At 70.9% G+C, this 19,585-nt stretch carries 20 protein-coding genes; 12 read left to right on the top strand and 8 right to left on the bottom strand.

Annotated features, from left to right (window positions below; all coding sequences use genetic code 11):
- Window positions 1–14: 14 nt before the first annotated feature.
- The 8 genes from JMV16_RS15030 to JMV16_RS14995 all read right to left on the bottom strand — a co-directional run bounded on the left by JMV16_RS15030 (window position 15) and on the right by JMV16_RS14995 (window position 8,875).
- The gene (locus JMV16_RS15030) at window positions 15–911 is read right to left on the bottom strand and encodes a transporter substrate-binding domain-containing protein (RefSeq protein ID WP_201495095.1); all 897 of its coding nucleotides are present in this window, start codon (window positions 909–911) and stop codon (window positions 15–17) included.
- A complete protein-coding gene (locus JMV16_RS15025) occupies window positions 908–1,297 on the bottom strand; it encodes a response regulator transcription factor (RefSeq protein ID WP_201495094.1) in 390 nt (129 codons plus the stop codon). Before JMV16_RS15025 ends, JMV16_RS15030 begins: the two co-directional genes overlap by 4 nt.
- Window positions 1,294–3,360, bottom strand: coding sequence for an ATP-binding protein (locus JMV16_RS15020; protein WP_201495093.1), 2,067 nt, complete (start codon window positions 3,358–3,360; stop codon window positions 1,294–1,296). Before JMV16_RS15020 ends, JMV16_RS15025 begins: the two co-directional genes overlap by 4 nt.
- A 2-nt stretch (window positions 3,361–3,362) precedes the next feature.
- Complete coding sequence (locus JMV16_RS15015) at window positions 3,363–5,531, bottom strand: putative bifunctional diguanylate cyclase/phosphodiesterase (protein WP_201495092.1); 2,169 nt, start codon at window positions 5,529–5,531, stop codon at window positions 3,363–3,365.
- A 30-nt stretch (window positions 5,532–5,561) separates the two neighbouring features.
- A complete protein-coding gene (locus JMV16_RS15010) occupies window positions 5,562–5,957 on the bottom strand; it encodes a response regulator transcription factor (protein ID WP_201495091.1) in 396 nt (131 codons plus the stop codon).
- Window positions 5,958–5,992: 35 nt separating this feature from the next.
- Window positions 5,993–6,625, bottom strand: a complete 633-nt coding sequence (locus JMV16_RS15005; protein WP_236580527.1) for an excisionase family DNA-binding protein — start codon at window positions 6,623–6,625, stop codon at window positions 5,993–5,995.
- 109 nt (window positions 6,626–6,734) lie between these two features.
- A complete protein-coding gene (locus tag JMV16_RS15000; RefSeq protein ID WP_201495090.1) occupies window positions 6,735–8,162 on the bottom strand; it encodes an ATP-binding protein in 1,428 nt (475 codons plus the stop codon).
- On the bottom strand, window positions 8,162–8,875 hold the full coding sequence (locus JMV16_RS14995; RefSeq protein WP_201495089.1) for a response regulator transcription factor: 714 nt from the start codon (window positions 8,873–8,875) through the stop codon (window positions 8,162–8,164). Before JMV16_RS14995 ends, JMV16_RS15000 begins: the two co-directional genes overlap by 1 nt.
- Before the next feature lie 295 nt (window positions 8,876–9,170).
- Here JMV16_RS14995 and gspG point away from each other — a divergent pair, with 295 nt between their 5' ends.
- The 12 genes from gspG to JMV16_RS14935 are packed head-to-tail and all read left to right on the top strand — an operon-like array spanning window position 9,171 to window position 19,078.
- Window positions 9,171–9,605, top strand: a complete 435-nt coding sequence (gene gspG, locus JMV16_RS14990) for a type II secretion system major pseudopilin GspG (RefSeq protein ID WP_201495088.1) — start codon at window positions 9,171–9,173, stop codon at window positions 9,603–9,605.
- On the top strand, window positions 9,589–10,668 hold the full coding sequence (locus JMV16_RS14985) for a type II secretion system F family protein (RefSeq protein ID WP_201495087.1): 1,080 nt from the start codon (window positions 9,589–9,591) through the stop codon (window positions 10,666–10,668). The genes gspG and JMV16_RS14985 overlap by 17 nt, the downstream gene beginning before the upstream one ends.
- Window positions 10,668–12,374, top strand: coding sequence for a GspE/PulE family protein (locus tag JMV16_RS14980; protein WP_201495086.1), 1,707 nt, complete (start codon window positions 10,668–10,670; stop codon window positions 12,372–12,374). Before JMV16_RS14985 ends, JMV16_RS14980 begins: the two co-directional genes overlap by 1 nt.
- Complete coding sequence (locus tag JMV16_RS14975; RefSeq protein WP_201495085.1) at window positions 12,352–13,107, top strand: hypothetical protein; 756 nt, start codon at window positions 12,352–12,354, stop codon at window positions 13,105–13,107. The genes JMV16_RS14980 and JMV16_RS14975 overlap by 23 nt, the downstream gene beginning before the upstream one ends.
- The gene (locus tag JMV16_RS14970) at window positions 13,107–13,628 is read left to right on the top strand and encodes a PilN domain-containing protein (protein ID WP_201495084.1); all 522 of its coding nucleotides are present in this window, start codon (window positions 13,107–13,109) and stop codon (window positions 13,626–13,628) included. Before JMV16_RS14975 ends, JMV16_RS14970 begins: the two co-directional genes overlap by 1 nt.
- Entirely contained in the window at window positions 13,625–14,194 is a 570-nt protein-coding gene (locus tag JMV16_RS14965) for a hypothetical protein (protein WP_201495083.1), read from the top strand. Before JMV16_RS14970 ends, JMV16_RS14965 begins: the two co-directional genes overlap by 4 nt.
- A complete protein-coding gene (locus tag JMV16_RS14960; protein ID WP_201495082.1) occupies window positions 14,191–14,748 on the top strand; it encodes a hypothetical protein in 558 nt (185 codons plus the stop codon). The genes JMV16_RS14965 and JMV16_RS14960 overlap by 4 nt, the downstream gene beginning before the upstream one ends.
- A complete protein-coding gene (locus JMV16_RS14955; RefSeq protein ID WP_201495081.1) occupies window positions 14,745–16,922 on the top strand; it encodes a secretin N-terminal domain-containing protein in 2,178 nt (725 codons plus the stop codon). The genes JMV16_RS14960 and JMV16_RS14955 overlap by 4 nt, the downstream gene beginning before the upstream one ends.
- Window positions 16,919–17,413: a type II secretion system protein gene (locus JMV16_RS14950; RefSeq protein WP_201495080.1), complete on the top strand. Its 495-nt coding sequence runs from the start codon at window positions 16,919–16,921 to the stop codon at window positions 17,411–17,413. The genes JMV16_RS14955 and JMV16_RS14950 overlap by 4 nt, the downstream gene beginning before the upstream one ends.
- Before the next feature lie 8 nt (window positions 17,414–17,421).
- On the top strand, window positions 17,422–17,856 hold the full coding sequence (locus JMV16_RS14945) for a type II secretion system protein (protein WP_201495079.1): 435 nt from the start codon (window positions 17,422–17,424) through the stop codon (window positions 17,854–17,856).
- Complete coding sequence (locus tag JMV16_RS14940) at window positions 17,853–18,404, top strand: type II secretion system protein (protein ID WP_201495078.1); 552 nt, start codon at window positions 17,853–17,855, stop codon at window positions 18,402–18,404. The genes JMV16_RS14945 and JMV16_RS14940 overlap by 4 nt, the downstream gene beginning before the upstream one ends.
- Window positions 18,401–19,078: a response regulator gene (locus JMV16_RS14935; RefSeq protein WP_201495077.1), complete on the top strand. Its 678-nt coding sequence runs from the start codon at window positions 18,401–18,403 to the stop codon at window positions 19,076–19,078. Before JMV16_RS14940 ends, JMV16_RS14935 begins: the two co-directional genes overlap by 4 nt.
- The last annotated feature ends 507 nt before the right edge of the window (window positions 19,079–19,585 follow it).

The following is a 19,585-nucleotide window of genomic DNA, read 5'->3' as shown; positions in this document are numbered from 1 at the left end:
TGCGGTGGCTCGCATCAGTCGCGCCGCGCGAAGAATTCGGGGAAGTAGCTGCGGATGCCGGGGTAGTACCGGTTCACCAGCTGGTCGTAGCGGCCGTCGGCCCTGATCTGCCGCAAGTAGGCGTCAAAGGCCTCGCGCAGTGCCGGCGCCGAACGCGGGAAGGCCGCCGCCAGCTCCTGGTGCTCGGAGATCGGACCTATCACCTTGATGCGGCCGGCCCAGCGTTGCAGGTCGATCACGGCGTCTGGCACGTCCAGCAGCGTGAACTCGGCCTCGCCGCGCAGCAGCGCCGGCACCATGTCGTCGAGGTTGGTGCTGCCCTTGTAGCTGCGCAGGTCGATGCCGCGGCCGGTGAGTCCGTAGTTGGCAGGGTCCAGGCAGGTGCGCTCCATCACCAGGAGGCTGTGCCGGGCGAGCACCTTGCGGGTCTCGGCCATGTCGGCCTTGAGCGTGGCCTGTGCCGCGATGGGCGCGTGCGGCGACTCGGCGCGCGTCACCAGCAGCACCTGCGACGGGAAGGTCGGTGCCGAGTACAGCACCAGCTTCTGGCGCCAGGGCAGGACGGTGAAGCCGGCGGCAATCATGTCGCCCTTTGCCGGGCGGCTGCCTTCGAGGGTGATTTCATCGCCCTTGCGCACGACCTCGGCACCCAGCAGATCCGGGATCACGTTGTAGAAGTCGGTGCGCACAAGCTCGTGGCGCACCCCCAGGTGGGCCGCGAAGCCGCGCACCAGCTCGACGTCGAAGCCCTGGCCGTCGGCCTTGACGAAATTGGCATACGGCATTCCGAGGTGGCGCAGCACGCCCCGGGCACGGATCTCGGGCAGGTCGGCGGCGACGGCGCGCAGGCCCAGGGCCACCAGCACAAGGCCGAGGGCGGCGGCCGCGATGCGGGCGGGAGCGGACTTCATGGCAGGCTCTTCTGCAGGGTGGTGGGAAAGCTGTCCTGCAGGAGTCCGTCTATGCAGTCGATGAGTTCCAGCGGGCTGAACGGCTTGGTGAAGTAGGCGTCGACGGGCAGGCCCAGCGTCTCGCCCTGCACGCCGCGGCCGCTGAGCATGAGCACCCGCGTGGCGCCGAAATCGGGGTTGCTGCGCAGCCGGGCCAGGAAGTCCAGGCCGTCCATGGCACCGGGCAGGGCGATGTCCAGAATCACCAGGTCGGGCCGCTTCTTGGCCAGCACGAACAACCCCTCTTCGGCGGTGGCGGCTTCGCTGACTTCGTAGCGGTGCAGTGTGCAGATGCGCACCAGGCGCCGGATCTCGGCCACGTCGTCGACGATCAGGATGCTCTTCATGTGCTGGTGTCCTCGAATACCGGCGCGTGGGCCTCTTCGGCGTGCAGCCACATGCGCACTTCCGTGCCTTGGCCAAAGACGCTCTCGACCTCGACCACACCCTGGTGCAGCTCGAAGATCTCCTTGACGATGCTCATTCCCAGGCCGGTGCCGGGCAGCCTGCCTGACTTGTCGGCGCGGTAGAAGCGCTCGAAGACGCGTGCCTTCTGCTCTGGCGTCATGCCGATGCCGCAGTCGCGCACGACCACGCCGACCTGTGGCACACCCTCGGCTTGGCGCTGCCGCAGTTCCACTTTGACCGGGCCGCCGGCGGGCGAGTACTTGTAGGCGTTGGAAAGCACGTTCAGCAGCGCCTGGCGCAGCTTGCCGCCGTCGACGAAGACCGGCATGGGGCCCGGCGGCGCCAGCAACTCGGGCTTCTCGCGGCCGGCCGGCTGCTTGTAGGAACGGATGACGTCCTGGGCCAGCTGCTCGAGATCCTGCGGCGTGCGCCTGAAGTCCTTGCCCCGGCGCGCCTCCATGCGGGCGAGATCGAGCAGTTCGTCGAGGATGCGCGCCATCGCGCCTGACTGCTCGAAGATGATGGCCGTGAATTCCCTGCGCTCGGCGTCGTCGAGTTCCTGCGTCAGCAGCACCTCGGCGAAGCCGTAGATGCTGGCCATGGGCGTGCGCAGCTCGTGGGCAGCGGTGGACAGGAACTCGCTCTTGATCTGGTCGACCTCGGTCTCGTGCGTGACATCGCGGAAGTACAGGATGCGCGACACGGCGCCGCCATTTCCGGCGCGTTCGCCGACCAGCAGGACGCGGCGCCCCTGCGAGATGACGATGCTGCGCCGGGGCGAATCGGCCGTTGCCGGGGCGAGGTGGCTGTAGCGGGCGCCGCTCTCGCAGAGCCGGGACAACCACTGGCTGAAGCCTTTCTCGTCCATGCCCTCGAGCACCTGCCCGGTGTCGCCGGTCATTTGAACGAATGCGGGGTTCACGTACTTGATGCGGCCGCGGTCATCGAAGCCGACGAAGCCGTCGGGGCTGAGCGAGAAAATGGCATTGATCTGCTCGGTGCGCTCCTCGACCTGCTGCTGTACCGCCATGCGGGCCTGAAGCTCGCGGCGCAGGCGCACCAGGTAGCGCGTCATCGCCCAGGCCAGTGCCACCACCAGCAGGCTCACCGCGCTGGCTTGAACGAGGAGCGTGTCCCGCGCGGTGCGGTAGTTGGCCAGCACTTCCTGCACGTCCAGGCCCACGGCCACGGCCAGCGGAAGGCGCGCCAGGCGGCGGTAGTGGAACATGCGCTCGATCTGGTCCAGTGGCGACCGCGACACGTAAGTGCCCTGCTTGCTGCCCTGGGAAAGTTGGCCGTGGATGGGTGACTTCGTGAGGTCGGCGCCGAAGCTCTCCTGGCCGCCGGTATGGCGCGCTCGAGCGATCCCGTCCAGACCGATCAAGGTGGCCACACCGTGCTCGCCCAGGCTCAGGTCGGCGTAGAAGCGCGTGAAGTAACCGGGGTCTACCGACAGCACCGCGACGCCGCCGAAGCTGCCATCGGGCATCGTGATGCGGCGGGTGAGCTGGATGCTCCACTTGCCGGTGGCGCGACCCAGCACCGGCTTGGAGACGAACAGGCCCGTCATCTTCGGGTCGAGGTGGACGCGGAAGTGCTCGCGATCCGACAGGTCCAGGGTTCCGGTGACCGGCCGGTTGGCCAGGATGTAGATGCCCTGGGGGTCGATGACGCCGACCTGGGGAAAGTTCTCGGCGTCGATGATGCCTTGCTCGGTGAGCTTGATCAGGTCCAGCCGCCGGCCCATCTCTATGTAGCGCGCCTGCACGAAGCGCAGCACCTGGTCGGCGCTGTGCAGGGTGCGGTCGGCGTGCTCCTGGCCGACCCGCGTGAGATTGGCCAGGTCACGCTCGGCGGCCTGCAGCTCGCGGCTGCGTGCCTGGGCGATCTGGTCGATGCTGTGCCGCCAGTTCAAGGCCAACAGTGCCAGCGCGACGAGCCAGATGAAGACCACGGTCCGCCGGTGGTACTGGTCTTGCGTGGCGAAGAAGGACGCGCTCATGGTCAGGCCGTCTCCATCTGCCGCTGCATCCACGCGAGCATCTCAGCCGCCTCCATGGGCGGGCCGGTGAGGTAGCCTTGCAGCAGGTTGCAACCCTGTTTGGCGAGCACGTCGGCCTGGTCCTGGTGTTCTACGCCTTCGGCGATCACCTGCATGCCGAGTGCCAGGCCGACGCCCACCACGCATTGGCTCAGCGCGCGCGACTCGCTGCTGGTGCCGAGGTTGCGCACGAAATGGCGGTCGATCTTCAGGCTGTCGGCCGGCAAGTCGAGCAGGCGCTTGAGGCTGGAGTGGCCGACGCCGAAGTCATCGATCGCGACCTTCACGCCCTGTGTACGCAAGCCCTGAAGTTGCCGAACGTGGTGCGCCTCGAGCCGGCTGGTGGCCGACTCGGTGAGCTCGAGTTCCAGTGCCACCGGCGGCAGGCCGGTCTGCAGCAGGATGTCGCGCACGCTGTCGGCGAATCCGGGCTCTTGCAGTTGCCGGTAGGAGATGTTGACCGAGATGCTGCGGCCGCCCAGGCCGGCGTCATTCCAATGCTGCATCTGGGCGCAGGCCGTGGCCAGCACCCATTGGCCCAGCGGAACGATGGCGCCGTTTTCCTCGGCCAGTGCGATGAAGGTCTCGGGGCCGATGGCGCCGTGCCGCGGGTGGGTCCAGCGCAGCAGCGCCTCGCAGCCGCGCAGGCCGCGGCCTGCGCCGGCGTCGACCTGGGGCTGGTAGACCAGGCGCATCTCACCGCGCTCGGCGGCGCCCCACAGCTCGCTGCCCAGCGTTCGGTGCGGTGCCAAATCAACCTGGTCGCCGTGCAGGCTGCCCTGGTTGCCGCCCCGCTTCTTGCTGCGGTACATCGCGGCGTCGGCGTGGCGGATCAGGGTTTCGGCATCCTCGCCGTCCTCGGGATAGATGGCACAGCCTATGCTGGCACCGATGGCGTGGCCGTGGTCGCCAACCACCACGGGCGCATCCAGTGTGGCCAGAATCTTCTCGATCACGGCTTCGATCTGCGCCCGTGTGTGGGACTCGGGCAGCAACACGACAAACTCGTCACCGCCCACGCGGGCCACCGTGTCGGTAGCGCGCACGGCCCCTTGCAGGCGCGCGCCGATCTCCTGAAGCACCAGATCGCCGGTGTCGTGGCCGAACAGGTCATTGACGGGCTTGAAGCGGTCGAGGTCGATGAACAGCACGCTCATGCCGTCACCGCCGCGGCGGGCGGCCTTGGCGGCCTGGGACATGCGGTCTTCGAGCATGCGCCGGTTCGGCAGGCCGGTGAGGGCGTCGAAGTAGGCCAGGCGCGACAGCTGCTCGATGCTGTTGTCGTTTTCCGAGATGTCGCGGATGACGGACACGTAGTTGACGAGCTGGCCCTCGATGTCGTGGATCGCCTTGACGGTCTTCCACTCCGGGTAGATGTGGCCGCTCTTGCGGCGGTTGAGGAACTCGCCGGTCCAGTTGCCCAGCGCCGTGAGTCGGGCCCAGAAGGCCTGGTAGAACTCGGTGCTGTGGCGCCCGGAGGACAGCAGTCGCGCCGACTGGCCCAGCAGTTCGTCGGGTCCGTACTCGCTGATGCTGCTGAACGCCAGGTTCGCCGCGGTGACTTTCGCCTGCCCGTCGGTAATCATCACGCCGTAGGTGCCACTGTCCATCGGCAGCACGAACTGGGGCGTCGGCGCGGCTGCCGCCCGCTCGGGCATGGGGCGCATCAGCCAATAGATGTAGGACTGGCCGCCGCTGTGTACCGGCACTGCCAGAAAGGCGAAGGGGTGGACCTTGCCGTTGCACCGAGGGTCGGCCTGGTCGAAGCGGCACAGGACGGCGGCTTCGCTGGACACGTTGACTGCGAATCGGTCGATCAATTGCACCAGGGCGTCGCGATCATGCGCAGCCACGCAGTTGCACAGGTTGTCGGTGGTGACCACCTCCGATCCCGTGCCTTGCAGAAACTCGCGGGCGGCGCGGTTGGCCCTCGCGATGCGTCCGCGCGTGTCGGTGATCACCAGCGCCTGGCGCGAGCGGATGATCAGATCCAGCAACTGGTCGTTGCTGTTGGGTGATCGTCCCTGCTGCTGCAGCAGGGACTGGTAACGCTGCTGCAGCTTGCCGTGTTGCTCGAGCAAGTCGTCCAGATCCTGGGCGTAGCGGAAAAGCTGGTCGCGGAAGTCATCCATGTGGTCCGGCCTGGGCCGCCCGGTGGGTACTCAGAGCTGGGTGAAGTCGGTGTTGGGCGCCGAGCGCGCCAGTGCTTCGCGCAGCCATGCCAGCACGCTCAAGGGGCTGAACGGTTTGGTGAAGTAGTTGTCAGCCCCGTAGGCGCGCGCCGCTTCGATATCGGCGACCTGCCCGCGGGCGGAGAGCATGGCGACCGGGATGTGGCGGTGGTACGGGTCACTCTTGATGGCGACCAGCACCCCCAGGCCGTCGGGCTCGCCGGGCATCATCACGTCCAGCAGCACCGCGCGAGGACGGTGCTGGCGCAGCATCTCCATCGCCGAGGCCCCGTCGGTGGCCTCGATCACCTCGTACTCGCGGTGCAGCGAAATGCCCAGCAGCCGGCGGATCTCGGCCTGGTCGTCGACGATCAGGATCTTTTCCATGGCGGGACTTTCTGAAAGGTGTGGCGCGGGCCCGGTCAGAAGTTCGAGTAACGCGTCGTGTCGCTGAAGCGGCCCTGGCCGACCATCGAGTTCCAGAGTGCCAGCAGGCCCTCGAAATTGATGGGCTTGGAGAAGACCTCGATGTCGCCCGGTAATCCGCCGCGCGCCTCGATCGCACCCGCGTCCAGGCCGGTCACAACGGCCACCGTGGTGCCGCGGATCTCCGGCGCGTGGCGCAGCGTGTGCAGCATGTTGAAGCCGTCCATGCCAGGCATGTTCAGGTCCAGCAACAGCAGGTCGGGGCTGCTGCGGCCGATGCGCAGCAGGGCCAGCACGGCGTTGTTGACGCAGATGACCTGGGGCGACATCGGCCAGCGCGAGATGCGGGCTTCGTACAGGCGCAGCAGGTTGATGTCGTCATCGACGGCCATCACGGTGGGTCGTTGCGGTGCGGCCTCTGGCGCAGGCGGCTGGTCGACGGTGCCCCTCCGGCGCAGCAGGCGGTCCACCGAATCGCGCATCACGCGGCGGTGGCCGCCGGCGGTCTTCCAGGCTTCGAGCAGGCCGTTCTCGACCCACTGCTGCACGGTGCCGACCGATACCCCGAGCAGTGCCGCCGCCTCGCGGGTGGAGCAGAAAGTACGTTGGACGGGGTGAAGATCAGTCACGGCGGCGCTCAGCGGATGAGGGATGCGCCTACGATACTGTCGAAAATAATTACTTAGCTTTAAAAATCTACAAATAATGGCGTTTTTGCGACCGAGTCGGTTCTTTCGCCTAGGCCAGGTTCTCGAAGTCCTCCAGCAGCTCGCGCGCCAGCGCCCGGCCGCGGAATTCGACCGTCACGCGCAGGCCACCCAGCGGTGAATCACCCAGCGTGACGACGGAGCCGTGCATGGCGGCCACGGTGCGCACGATGGACAGGCCGAGGCCGACCCCGGGGGCCTGCTCGCGCTGCAGGCGCACGAAGCGCTCGAACACGCGTTCGCGCTCGGCCGCGGGTATGCCGGGGCCGGAGTCGTCCACCGTGACGAAGGCGCTGCCGTTGCGGCTGGCCGTGTGGACCTCGACGCGCCCGCCTTCGGGCGTGTAGCGCACCGCGTTGGCAACGAGGTTGCGCACCAGGGTCAACACGCCGAAGCGGTGGCCGGTGATGGCCGAGCCGTCGAGGCGGCTCGCCAGCTTGATGCGGTGCTCGCGCGCCTGCGGCAGCAGGCCGGAAAGGACGTCGACGATGACCTCGGTGAGGTCGACCTCCTCGCCGCCGTCGACCACGCCCTGGGTGTCCAGGCGCGACAGCGTCAGCAGCTGCTCCTGCAGATGGGCGCAGCGGTCGGCGCTGCGCACCAGTTCGTCCAGGGTCTGCTGGCGCTCGGCCTCGCTGCCGGCTGCCTGCGCCGACTTGGCCAGCAGGCGCAGCGTGGCCAGCGGCGTACGCAATTCGTGCGCCGCCAGGGCCGTGAAGGCGGCCTCGCGCTGCAGCGCCTCGCCCACGCGCTGGAAGAGCCGGTTCATCGAACTCACCACGGGCTGGATGTCCACCGGAGCGTGCTGCACCTGCAAGGGTTCGAGCCGGGTCGGCGAGCGCTGGGCGAGGCCGCGCACCAGCTCCTGCAGCGGCAGCATGAGCAAGCGTGACAGCCCCAGCGCGGGCCCGATGGCGGCGGCCAGCGACAGCGCCACCAGCAGCAGGAAGGAGGGGTCGAAGACATTGAAGGCGATCTCGCGCATCGAGGCCCGCTCGGCGACATGCACCTCCTGGTTGAGCCGGACCGAACGGTGGGCGTAGACGCGCCAGCGCTCGCCGTCCATCTCGATCCAGCTCAGCGCCGTGCTGCCGAAGCGTGCCATCGGCGCTGCCGAGGCGAGGCCGAAATTGGCCAGCAGCAGGCGGCCATCGATGGTCCACACCTGGTAGCGGTAGTCGGTGCGCAACGTGGCCTGGGTGTCGGCACGCACGGCCTTGATGCGATCGGACAGCGCGCTGCCCTCGCCGTGCTCCAGCAGCTCGGGGCCGGCCAGGCCGTGCAGCAGCGTCGCCACCTCGACCAGCTCGCGGTCGTGCAGGCGCTCCATCGCCGTCTTGGTGGCCGCCAGCGTCAGCACGATGCCGGCCACCCAGGCCAGCAGCGTGATCAGCAGCGCCACCAGCAGCAGCTGGTTCTGCATCGTCCACTGTGGCCGCCAGCGGGCGGGCCAGCGCATCAAGCCGCGCTCCCCCGCGCCGGTGCGCCGGCCTCCGCCGCCAGCGCCTCGGCCGTGCCGAGCTGGTAGCCCTTGCCGCGCACGGTGGTGATGAGCCGCGGCGACAGTTTGCGGCGCAGGAAGTGGACGTAGACCTCGATCGAATTGCTCTCGATCTCGTCGTTCCAGCCGTACAAGGCCTCCTCGAGCTGGGCCCGGCTGACGATCTTGGGCCGGTGCAGCACCAGCGTCTCGAGCACGTCGTACTCCTTGGCCGTCAGCACCACCAGCTTGCCGTTCCAGCGCACCGTGCGCGAGGCCATGCCCACCTCCAGCGGCCCGATGTGCTGCACATCGCTCAGGTCCACGCCGGCCGAGGTGCGGCGCTTGAGCGCGCGGATGCGCGCCTGCAGTTCCACCAGGTCGAAGGGCTTGACCATGTAGTCGTCGGCGCCGAGGTCGAGCATGGTCACGCGGTCCTCGATCAGGCCGCGTGCGGTCAGCACGATCACCGGTGCGGTGCGCCGGCCGGCGCGGAACTGCTTGAGCCAGACCTCGCCCGTGATGTCGGGCAGCGTGAGATCCAGCAGCACCATGTCGTAGTCGTGGCCACGCGCGGCGGTGGTGGCGTCCCGGCCGTTGCGGGCCCAGTCGACGGTGAAGCTGACCTTGCCCAGGGACTCCGTAACCACCCGCCCGAGCGGCTCGTCGTCTTCGATCAACAGGATGCGCATCGGGAACTCCTTGAACGGCGCCGGCGACGGCGCGCGCCTCAGCGCGCCGCGATGTGCCGGCCATGGGGGGATTGGGCACCACTTGTCTGCCTGTCGGCTTGCGGGCGGCAGCGGCGGCGCGCGCAGGAATTCACGCACCCTGGGCGCAACCCCCTGACGCCGGGTGGGCATTCCCCCCGTTCCCTGGGGGTCGATCCCCGGCCGCTTAAGGCTGGATAAATGGGGCGGCGGGGACACTTCCCCACACCGACCAGCCCCCTGTTTCGGCCCCTTCCAGCCCGCCCAGAGCCCGACCATGCCCACCCGTTCGAGAACCACTTTCACGCCGCGCCCGCGCGGCTTCACGCTGCTGGAACTGCTGGTCGTGATGGTCATCATCGGCCTGCTGGCCAGCATCGTCGGCCCGCAGTATTTCAAGCAGATCGGCCACAGCAACGCCAAGGTGGCGCGGGCCCAGATCGAGGCCCTGGGCCAGGCGCTCGACCAGTACAAGCTCGATGCCGGCCGCTACCCCAGCACCGAGCAGGGCCTGGCCGCGCTGAGCCTGGCCCCGGCCGATGCGCCCAAGTGGCGCGGCCCCTACCTGAAGCGGGAGCTTCCCCTCGATCCGTGGGGTACGGCCTACCAGTACCTCGCACCGGGCCAGCACGGCGACTACGACCTCGTCAGCCTGGGCGCCGATGCCCAGCCTGGCGGTGACGACGAGGCCGCCGATGTCACGTCCTGGTGAGGCGCGTGTGCGCCCCGCGGCGGCGCGGCCCGGCGCGGCGCTCGACGACGAGCAGTTCGCGGTCGACCTGGGCCTGATGCTCAACTCGGGCCTGACGCTGATGGACACGCTCAAGACGCTGCGCGAGCGCGCCCACGGCGCCGTGGCGCACACGCTGGACGCGATGGCGACGCGGCTGCGCCAGGGCGAGACGCTGTCGCAGGCCATGCTGTCCAGCGGCGCCTTCCGGCCGGCGCTGGTGGCCTGCGTCAAGTCGAGCGAACTCACCGGCGACATGGCCGACAGCCTGCGCCGTTACGCTGCCAACGCGGCGCGCATGCGCTCGCTGCGCTCGCGCCTGGTGTCGGCCCTGGTCTATCCGGGGCTGCTGCTGGTGGTGGCCTCGGCGGTGGTGGTCTTCCTGCTGGTGGTGGTGGTGCCGCGCTTTGCGCTGGTGCTCGAAGGCAGCGGGCGCGAGATGCCGGCGCTGTCGCGCGTGCTGATCGTGGTGGGGCGCACGCTCAATGACGTGCCAGCGCCGCTGTGGCTGGGCCTGGCCGCGCTGGCGCTGTGGGGCGGCTTCGGTGTCGTGCAGGCGGCGCGTGAACGCCGGCTCGAGGCCATGCTCACGGCCGTGGCGGCGCGCATTCCCGGCGTGCGCGACCTGGTGCGCGCCTTCGGCCACAGCCAGTTTTCGCGCAGCGGCGCCATGCTGGTGCGCGCCGGCGTGCCCGCGCTGAAGGCGCTGGCGATGTGCCGCGAACTGCTGGCCGGCGCCGACCGCCAGGCGCTGGACAAGGCGTTGGCCGCGGCCGCGGCCGGCGCGCCGCTGTCGCTGTCGCTGCACCAGCAGGGCGTGATCGACACCCTGGGCCTGCGCGTGCTGCGCGTGGCCGAGCAGACCGGCGCGCTGGAAGCCGCGCTGGAACGCCTGGCCGACGTACACGACCAGGGCCTGGAGCGCACGCTGGACCGCGTCGGCCGCCTCATCGAGCCGGTGCTGATGCTGGGCATTGGCCTGGTCGTCGGCGGCATCGTGGTGCTGATGTACCTGCCCATCTTCCAACTGGCCGCGAGCCTGTGATGCAAGCCCTGGCCCCCCTTCCCGCCACGTCCGACGCCGCCGCCCCGGCCCATGCGCAGGCCGTGGCCGAACGTGTGCTGGCGCTGTTCGCCGCCGCCCACGCCGACTGCACCGATGCCGCCAGCGACCCGCGCCTGGCCGGCTGGCTGGCCGATGCCAGCGGCATGGCCGTGGCCGACCCGACGCAGTGGCACACCGACGAGGTGGATGTCTCGCTGATCCCCTTTGCCGAGGGCCAGCGGCGGCTCTGCGCCGCGCTGCGCCCGCGCGAGGGCGCGCTGCAACTGGTGCTGGCCGATCCCTTCGACACCGGCACGCGTCTTTGGCTGGAGGCGCGCATCCGCGCCGCCGGCCACCCGCCCACCGAGTGGTCGGTGGCGGTGCCGGCGGCGATGGCGGCCTTCTTCACGCGGCTGGAGCGCGAGTTGCGCGCGCTCGACGTGCAGGTGGCCGAGCTGCCGGGGCTGATCGCCGACGACGACGAGGTCGGCGTCATCGAGCTCTCGCTGGCCGACATCAGCGCCAGCGAGAACCCGGTGGTGCGCTTCGTCAACAGCACGCTCTACGACGCGCTCAAGGCCAGGGCCAGCGACATCCACCTCGAATGCGCGGCGCGCGGCCTGGCCGTCAAGTACCGGCTTGACGGCGTGCTGCAGACCATCACGCGCACCGACGGGCGTGAGTTCGCCGACCGCGTGGTCTCGCGCGTCAAGGTGCTGGCCGACCTCGACATCTCGGAGCGCCGCGTGCCGCAGGACGGGCGCCTCAAGCTGCGCCTGGGCTCGCGCGCCATCGACGTGCGCGTCTCGCTGATGCCCAGCCTCTACGGCGAGGACGCGGTGCTGCGCATCCTGGACCGCTACCAGATCGCCGCCGACGAGCGCCTGAGCATCCAGCACCTGAGCTTCAGCGCCAGCGAGGCCGCCTTCATCCGCCGCATGGCGCACCTGCCCTACGGCCTGTTCCTGGTGACCGGGCCCACCGGCAGCGGCAAGACGACCACGCTGTACGGCGTGCTGTCGGAAGTGAACACCGGGCTGGACAAGATCATCACCATCGAGGATCCGGTCGAGTACCAGGTGCCCGACATCCTGCAGATCCCGGTCAACGAGGCCAAGGGCCTGACGTTTGCACGCGGCCTGCGCTCGATCCTGCGCCACGACCCCGACAAGATCATGGTCGGCGAGATGCGCGACGCCGAGACGGCGCAGATCGCCATCCAGGCCGCGCTCACCGGCCACCAGGTCTTCGCCACCGTGCATGCCAACAACGTGTTCGACGTCATCGGGCGCCTGTCGACGATGCAGATCGACCCCTACAACCTGGTCTCGGCGCTCAACGGCGTGCTGGCCCAGCGGCTGATGCGCCTGGTCTGCACCCACTGCGCCACGCCCGAGCAGCCCGATGCCGAGCGCCGTGCCGCGTCCCAGCTGCCGCCCGAAGCCGCCGGCTGGCGCTTCGTGCGCGGCGTCGGCTGCGAACACTGTCGCGGCACCGGCTACAAGGGCCGCCGCGCCATCGCCCAGACGCTGGCGATGGATGTCGAGCTGCGCAGCCTGATTGCCGAACGCGCCAGCCCCGCCCGCTTGCGCGACGCCGCCCGCGCACGCGGCCTGCGCACCCTGCGCGACGCCGCGCTGGCCCTGGTGGCCGCCGGTACCACCACCCTCGAGGAAGCCGACCGTGTCACCGCTGTGGAAGAGTGAGTTGCGCCTGCGCCTGGGCCCCGGCCGCTGCCAGGCCGCGCTGTGGAGCGCTGGCCTGCGCCCGCGCTGCCTGGCGCGCGCCGCCAGCGCCGCCGCTGGCGCCGAGGCGGTGGAGGCTGTGCTGGTGGAGATCTCGGCCCAGGGCCTGGATCTGCCGCGTCGCGCCGTCGTGCTGCTCGAGGACGAACTGCTGTACTACGCCGTGCTGCCGGCCGCTGGCTCGCAGCGCGCCGGTCTGGCGGCGGCGCGTTCCAGCCTGGCCGCGGCCACCGGCGACGCCGATCTGGTGGTGGCCAGCACGCTGCTGGCCGGTGGCCGCCTGCGCCTGGCGGCCGCGGTGGGGGCGGCCACGGTCGAGCGCCTGCGCGCGGCACTGGCGGCACGCGATGTCGCGCTGCACAGCCTGCAGGCCGCGCTGCCCGCCGACCTGGCCCGCCTGCCGCGGGAGGCAGCCCCCAGCGACGGCGTGCTGGCCCTGCTGCGCAGCGAGGGCCTCACCCTGGTGGGCCTGCGCCAGGGCCAGGTGGCCGACCTGGCCTGGGAGCGCTGTGACCTGACGCGGCCCCAGGCCGTGGTGGCGCGCGTGGCCGCCTACCACCGCCGCTGGAGCGGTGCGGCTGCCGCGGTGCCGGTGCTTCTGGTGCCGGCGCAGGCCTTGCAGGCCGAAGCGCTGGCGGGCGCCTGCAGCGCCCAGGGCTGGGGCCTGGCCGAACTGTCGCAGGAGGCCTGGTGATGCATCTGGCACCGATAGCCTTCATCGAGTCCCGGCGCTGGCCGCTGGCCGGCGTGCTGCTGGCGCTGCTGGCGGCCGTGCTGCTGGCCTGGCAGGCGCAGCGGGCGCTGGACGAAGGGCAGGCGCTGCAGCGCCAGCGCGCGGCGCCCCGCCGCGTGACGGCCGCGACACCGGCCGTGCCGCCGGCCCAGGCCCAGCGCCAGGGCCAGATCGAGACCCTGGCGCGCCAGCTGGCCACGCCCTGGGAGCGCTTGTTCGAGTTGTTCGAGCGCCAGACGCCGCCCGGCATCGTGCTCACCCGGCTCGACGCCGACGCCCAGACCGGCCGGCTGGAGATCAAGGGCCAGGCGCGCGGCGCCGAGGCGCTGGGCCGCTACCTGGTGCTGCTGGAGCGTGATCCACGCCTGGCCGGCGTGCTGCTGCGCCGGCATGAGCGGCCCCGCGACGAGGCCGGCGCGGCGCTGGAGTTTGCCGTTGGCGCAACCTGGCGCGCGGCAGCGGCAGCGGAGATCACACCATGAGCCCGACCGTGCAAGCCGCGGCGCCCGTTATCACCTCGCTGCGCGCCCGTCTCAATCAGCTGCAGGCCGGCTGGTCGGCCTGGCTGGGCTGGCCGGGGCTGGTCGCGCTGGGTCTGCTGCTGGGCGCCGTGCTGCTGGCCGCGGCCGTGCGGCCGTCGCTGGCGCCGGTGCGCGGTGCGGCGCCGCGTGCCGCGGTCGACACTGTGGCCGCGCAGGCGCGCGCCGTTCGCGCCGCGGCGGACGCCCGCGAGCAGGCGCGCGCCGCGCTGCCCTCGGTGGCGCAGCGCGGGGCCTCCATCGCCCGCCTGGTGGGCCTGCTGGAACGCGCCCAGGTCGGCGCCGACAGCGCCGACTACACCGCCGAAGACGTCGAACCCGGCCTGGTGCGGCTGCACATCGCGGTGCCGTTCAAGGGCGGCTATCCGGCGCTGCGCCGCCTCGTCGCCAGCGTGCTCAATGCGATGCCGCATGCGGCGCTGGACGGCACCACCATCGAGAAGGACGCCGACGAGGGCTTGAGCGGTCACCTGCGCTTCAGCCTGTTCTTCCGGCGCGAGGCGCCATGAAGAGCCGCACCCGTCTCTTCATCCTGGTCACGCTGGCCCTGGCGCTGTGGTGGGCGCGCGACCGGCTGCTGCCGGCCGAGGTGGCAGCGCCGGTGCGCGCTGCCGCGCGTGCGCCGCGGCCAGCCCTGGCGGCAGCCCCGGCCAGGCCGGCGCTGCCCACCGCGGTGAAGCCGGCGACGGCCGAACTGCCGCAGCGCGGCGCTTTCGGCGTTCGTGCGGCGGGCGATCCCTTCGCGTCGATAGACGCCGCGGCGCCGGTGGCTCGGGCGGTGGCGGTGGCGGCCCCGCCCGCGCCGCCGCCCCCGCCACCCGCCGTGGCGCCGCCGCCGCCGGCGCCCCCCGGCCCGCCCTACCGCTACCTCGGTGCGCTCAGCGAGAAGGGCCAGCCGCCCAGCGTCTTTCTGGCGCTGGGGCCGGCCGTGATCCAGGCCCGCGCCGGCGACAGCCTCGAAGGCGGCTGGCGGCTCGACAGCATCGCCGCGCGTGAACTGGTGTTCACGCACACGGTCCAGAAACGAAGCGCCCGCATGGGCGTCGACGGAGAACCCCAGTGAAGCCCCGCATTCCCGCCGCTCCCCGGCCCCTGGCGCGCCCGCTGGCGCCCCTCGTCCTTGTCGCGGCGCTGCTGCTGGCCGGTTGCGCTGCCCAGATGGAGCACCGCCAGGGCCTGAGCCTGCTGGCCGAGGGCAAGTCGGCCGAGGCCGTCGAGAGCCTGCGCCGCGCCAGCAAGCTGGAGCCCGACAACGTGCGCTACCGCATCGACTACCTGGACCAGCGCGCCGGCGCGGTGCGCGCCATCCTGGCCGGCGCCGACGCCGAGCGGGAGGCTGGCCGCTTTGAGGCCGCGCTGCAGCGCTACCGCGAGGCCCTGAAGCTCGAGCCCGGCAACGAGCGCGCCAAGGCCGGCATCCAGGCGGTCGACAACGAGCGCCGCGCCGGCGGCCTGCTGCAGGGCGTCGAGCGCCTGCTGCAGGCCAACCAGACCGAACAAGCGCAGGAACAGCTGAAACGCGTGCTGCGTGACAGCCCGCGCAACGAGCGCGCGCTGGCCATGCTGCGCGGTGTGGAAGAGCGCGTCGAGGCCGAGCGTCTGGCGCGCGAGGAGCAGCTGGCGGCCCGTGCGGCCTTCCGCCGCCCGGTGTCGCTGCAGTTCCGCGAGGCGCCGATCCGCATGGTCTTCGAGGCCATCGCCAAGGCCGGCGGCGTGAACCTGGTGATCGACCGCGAGGTCAAGGGCGACCAGCGCACCACCATCCTGGTCAAGGACGCCGCCATCGAGGACACGCTGGACGTGATCCTGATGCAGCACCAGCTCGACAAGCGCGTGCTCAGCGGCAACACCCTGCTCATCTACCCGGCCACCGCGGCCAAGCAGAAGGACCTGGCCGAACTGAAGGTGCGCACCTTCCAGCTCACCAACATCGACGCCACCTTCATGGCCAGCATCATCAAGACGATGATCAAGACCAAGGACCTGGTCACCGATGCCAAGAGCAACACACTGGTGATGCGCGACACGGCCGAGTCGGTGGCGCTGGCCGAGCGCCTGGTGGCGGCCAACGACCTGCCCGATGCCGAGGTCATGCTCGAGGTCGAGGTGCTGGAGATCTCGAGCACGCGCGCCAGCGAGCTGGGCCTCAAGCTGCCGACCTCGCTGACGCTGAGCACGCCCGCCACGGTCGGCGGCGAGGCCCTCACCCTGGGCGCGCTGCGCGGCCTGGGCGGCAATGCGCTCAACGTCAACGGCATGTCGGCCACGCTGAACCTGATGATGCAGGACAGCGACACCCAGCTGCTGGCCAGCCCCCGCATCCGCACGCGCAACAAGGAAAAGGCGCGCATCCTGGTGGGCGAGAAGCTGCCGGTCATCACCAACCTGATCTCGCCCCAGCAAAGCGGGCAGAGCAATGTCGTCACCGGCTCGATCCAGTACGTCGAGGTCGGGATCAAGCTCGAGGTCGAGCCGCAGGTCTATGCCGACGGCGACGTCGGCATCAAGCTCAACCTCGAGGTCAGCGCGGTCACCGACACGGTGCAGACGCAGAGCGGGCGTGCCTACCAGATCGGCACGCGCAGCGCTTCCACCGCGCTGCGTCTGCACGACGGCGAGACCCAGGTCATGGCCGGCCTCATCGACGACCACGACCGCAGCTCCGCCCAGCGCGTGCCCGGTCTGGGCCAGATCCCGGTGCTGGGGCGGCTGTTCTCCAACACCGCGGGCGACGGCAAGAAGAGCGAGATCGTGCTCTCGATCACGCCGCGCATCATCCGGCCGCAGGCGGTGGCGGAGTCGCGTTTTGCGGACGCCTGGTCGGGCACCGAAGCCAATGTGCGCGACCGCGCGCTGCGCATCGACCCGCTGACCGTGCTGAAGGCCTCTTCGCCGCGCCCCGAGGCGGCGGCGCCCCAGGCCGTGGCGGCCCCCGAGGCGCCCGCCGCCGCTGTGGCGGCACCGGCTGCGGCACCCGTCCCGGCCCCTGCCGCAGCGCCTGCGGTGCCGGCCGCCGCGCCCACCGCCGCGCCCGCGACCCGCACCGCATTGCCGGCCCCGCCGGCTGCCACGCCCGCCGCCCAGCCGGCGCGTGCCGCGCCCGGGGCCAACGGCGCGCCCGTGTCCGGATTTCCCGCCGCGCTGCCGCGGCCGATGCCCGGCAAGGTTGCCGCGCCGGTGGGCGTGGCCACGCCGGGCGCCGCCGCCGGCACCGATCCGGCACCGAGGCGGCCATGAATCGGCGGCGCCCGCTGCGGCCGCGCGTGCGCGGCTTCACGCTGATGGAGCTGGTGGTCACGCTGGCCCTGCTGGGGCTGATGGCGCTGCTGGCGGCGCCGCTGGCCGAGCTGTCGGTGCAGCGCAGCCGCGAGCAGGAACTGCGCGCCGCGCTGCGCGAGATCCGCATCGCGATCGACCGCTACCGGCTGGCCGCCGACCAGGGCCTGATCGAGCGCAAGCTGGGCGACTCGGGTTATCCGCCCGATCTGGAGACCCTGGTCAAGGGCGTGCCCAACCAGAAGTCACCGAAGCGCGAGGCGCTGGTGTTCCTGCGCCGCGTGCCGCGCGACCCGCTGGCGCTGCCCGACATCGAGCCCGCTGCGGCCACCTGGGGCCTGCGCAGCTATGCCAGCAGCGCCGAAGCGCCGATGAGCGGCGCCGATGTCTTCGACGTCTATTCGCGCGCCGAGGGCGAGGGCATGAACGGCCTGCCTTACCGCGACTGGTGAACACCATCATGACCACGTCCTGCAAGCGCCGGCGCCGTGCGCGCGGCTTCACGATGATCGAGCTGGTGGTGGTGCTGGCCGTGCTGGGCCTGCTGCTGTCCATCGCGGTGCCGCGCTACCTGGACTCGCTGGAGCGCGGGCGCGAGCAGGTGCTGGCGCACAACCTGGCGCAGCTGCGCGAGGCCATCGACCGCCACTACGGCGACCGCGGCGCCTACCCCGACCGGCTGGAAGACCTGGTCGAGCGCCGCTACCTGCGCGCCCTGCCGGTCAACCCCTACACGATGGCCGCCGACTGGCGCACAGTGGCACCGCCCCGCGGGCGCAAGGGCCAGGTCTACGACGTGACCGCAGTGGGCGTGGCGCCCCCGGCGCTGCCCGACGCCCTGGCACCTGCCGCAGATCCGGCAAGCCCGGCCGACCCGGCAGCGAGCGCGCCATGAGCCGGCGCCGAGGCCAGGGTGAGCGCGAGCGCGGCATGGTGCTGATGGGTGTGCTGGTGGCGTTGGCGCTGGCCGCGCTGCTGGCGGCGCAGGCCGGCCAGCGCCTGGCCGACACACGCCAGCGCGAGGCCGAGGAAGAACTGCTCTTCGTCGGCGACCAGTACCGGCGCGCCATCGAGTCCTACTGGCTGCAGTCGCCGGGCGGCCGGCGCAACCTGCCGCGGCGCGTCGACGACCTGCTCAATGACACGCGCTTTCCGGTGCCACGCCGCCATCTGCGCAAGGCCTGGGCCGACCCGCTGGAGCCCGGCCGGCCCTGGGGCCTGGTGCGCCAGGGCGAGGGGCTGGTGGGCGTCTACAGCGAGGCGCCCGGCACGCCCTTTCGCCAGGCCGGCCCCGAACTCGGTCTGCCCGGCTTTGAAGGCGCAAGCCGCTATGCCGATTGGCGCTTTCTAGCCCAGCTCGGCCCGGTGCCGGGCGCCGGCTCGGCCTCCTCTGCGGGCGCGCCCGCATCCCCTCTCCCACCTGCCCCACGGCCTACCCGATGACTCTCCGCCTGCTGCTTGCCGATGCCAACTGGCTCATCCGACGCGGCCTGCGCGCCACCCTCCAGGACGACCACGAGATGCAGGTCGTCGGCGAGGCGGCCAGCACCCGCGAGGCCGTCTCGCGCACGCTGCAGCTGCAGCCCGACATCGCCTGGTTCGACCTCGACCTGCCCGGTGAGGGCGGCCTGGCGGCGTTGCGCGAGGTGAAGCAGGCGCGGCCGGAGCAGAAGGTGGTGCTGGCGAGCCCGCGCGACGAAGCCGGGCCGGCGCGCGAGGCGCTGCGTGCCGGCTGCGACGGCTACCTGCGCCTGGGCGCCTCCGAGGCCGAACTGCTGGCCGCGCTGGGCAGCGTGCTGGAGGGCCGGGTCTACCTCGACGCTGAGGTCAGCCGCAGCATGGCGCTGTCGGACTACCGCCGGCCCGCCGTGGCCGCGCGGGCCGACGATCCCATCGCCCAGCTCACCGAGCGCGAGCTCTACGTCTTCCGCCTCATCGGTGCCGGCCACACCAACCGCAGCGCCGGCGACCAGATGCAGCTCAGCGCCAAGACGGTGGAGAAATACCGCGCCACCCTGATGCGCAAACTCGGCCTGCGCAATGCCGTGGAATTGCAGCTCACCGCCTTGCAACTGGGCCTGGTGGCGCGCCCCGGCAGCAGCGCCCCGCGCGCCTGAGCGGCGCCGCCGCGTGCAGCACTTGGCAGGCCGCGCATTCTCGCAATTAATAGTATTTAATCTTAGCCATACCCCAGGCCGGTTTGCCGGCAGATGAATACCCATAGGCTGGGGACAAGTCCCCTGAGGCGGCGGGGCCAGCGCCGTCGCCAGCGCTGCCGCGTGCCCGCTTCCGGCCCGGTCTGGCCGGCGCAGAGCCAGAATTTATTCTTTTCTGACAATGAGTTGCATGCATTTTGCTGGCCCCGTCGAGGTTTGCCGCAAGTGCATGGGTGGGCGCCTTGGGCGCACTTGGGTGGCCGGGGACAGGCCCTCTCGAATGGGGATCGAACCCCACTGCGATTGAGGGGTGGGGTGGCCGTTCACAGCCACTGGAATATTCCTGATACTCGCGACCAGACGCTGGTTACGAAATGCAATCAGGTGCATTTACCGGGCGCCGAAACTTAATCCAAATTAAGCCACTTAAGGTTTATTAAGTTTCGCGCCGGGTAATTGGATCGGGTT

Origin of the sequence: Rubrivivax sp. A210, assembly GCF_904426505.1 — a bacterium.
Classification (GTDB): domain Bacteria; phylum Pseudomonadota; class Gammaproteobacteria; order Burkholderiales; family Burkholderiaceae_C; genus Rubrivivax.
The sequence above is the reverse complement of the archived record's forward strand: the minus strand, read 5'-3'. Positions and strand labels throughout refer to the sequence as shown.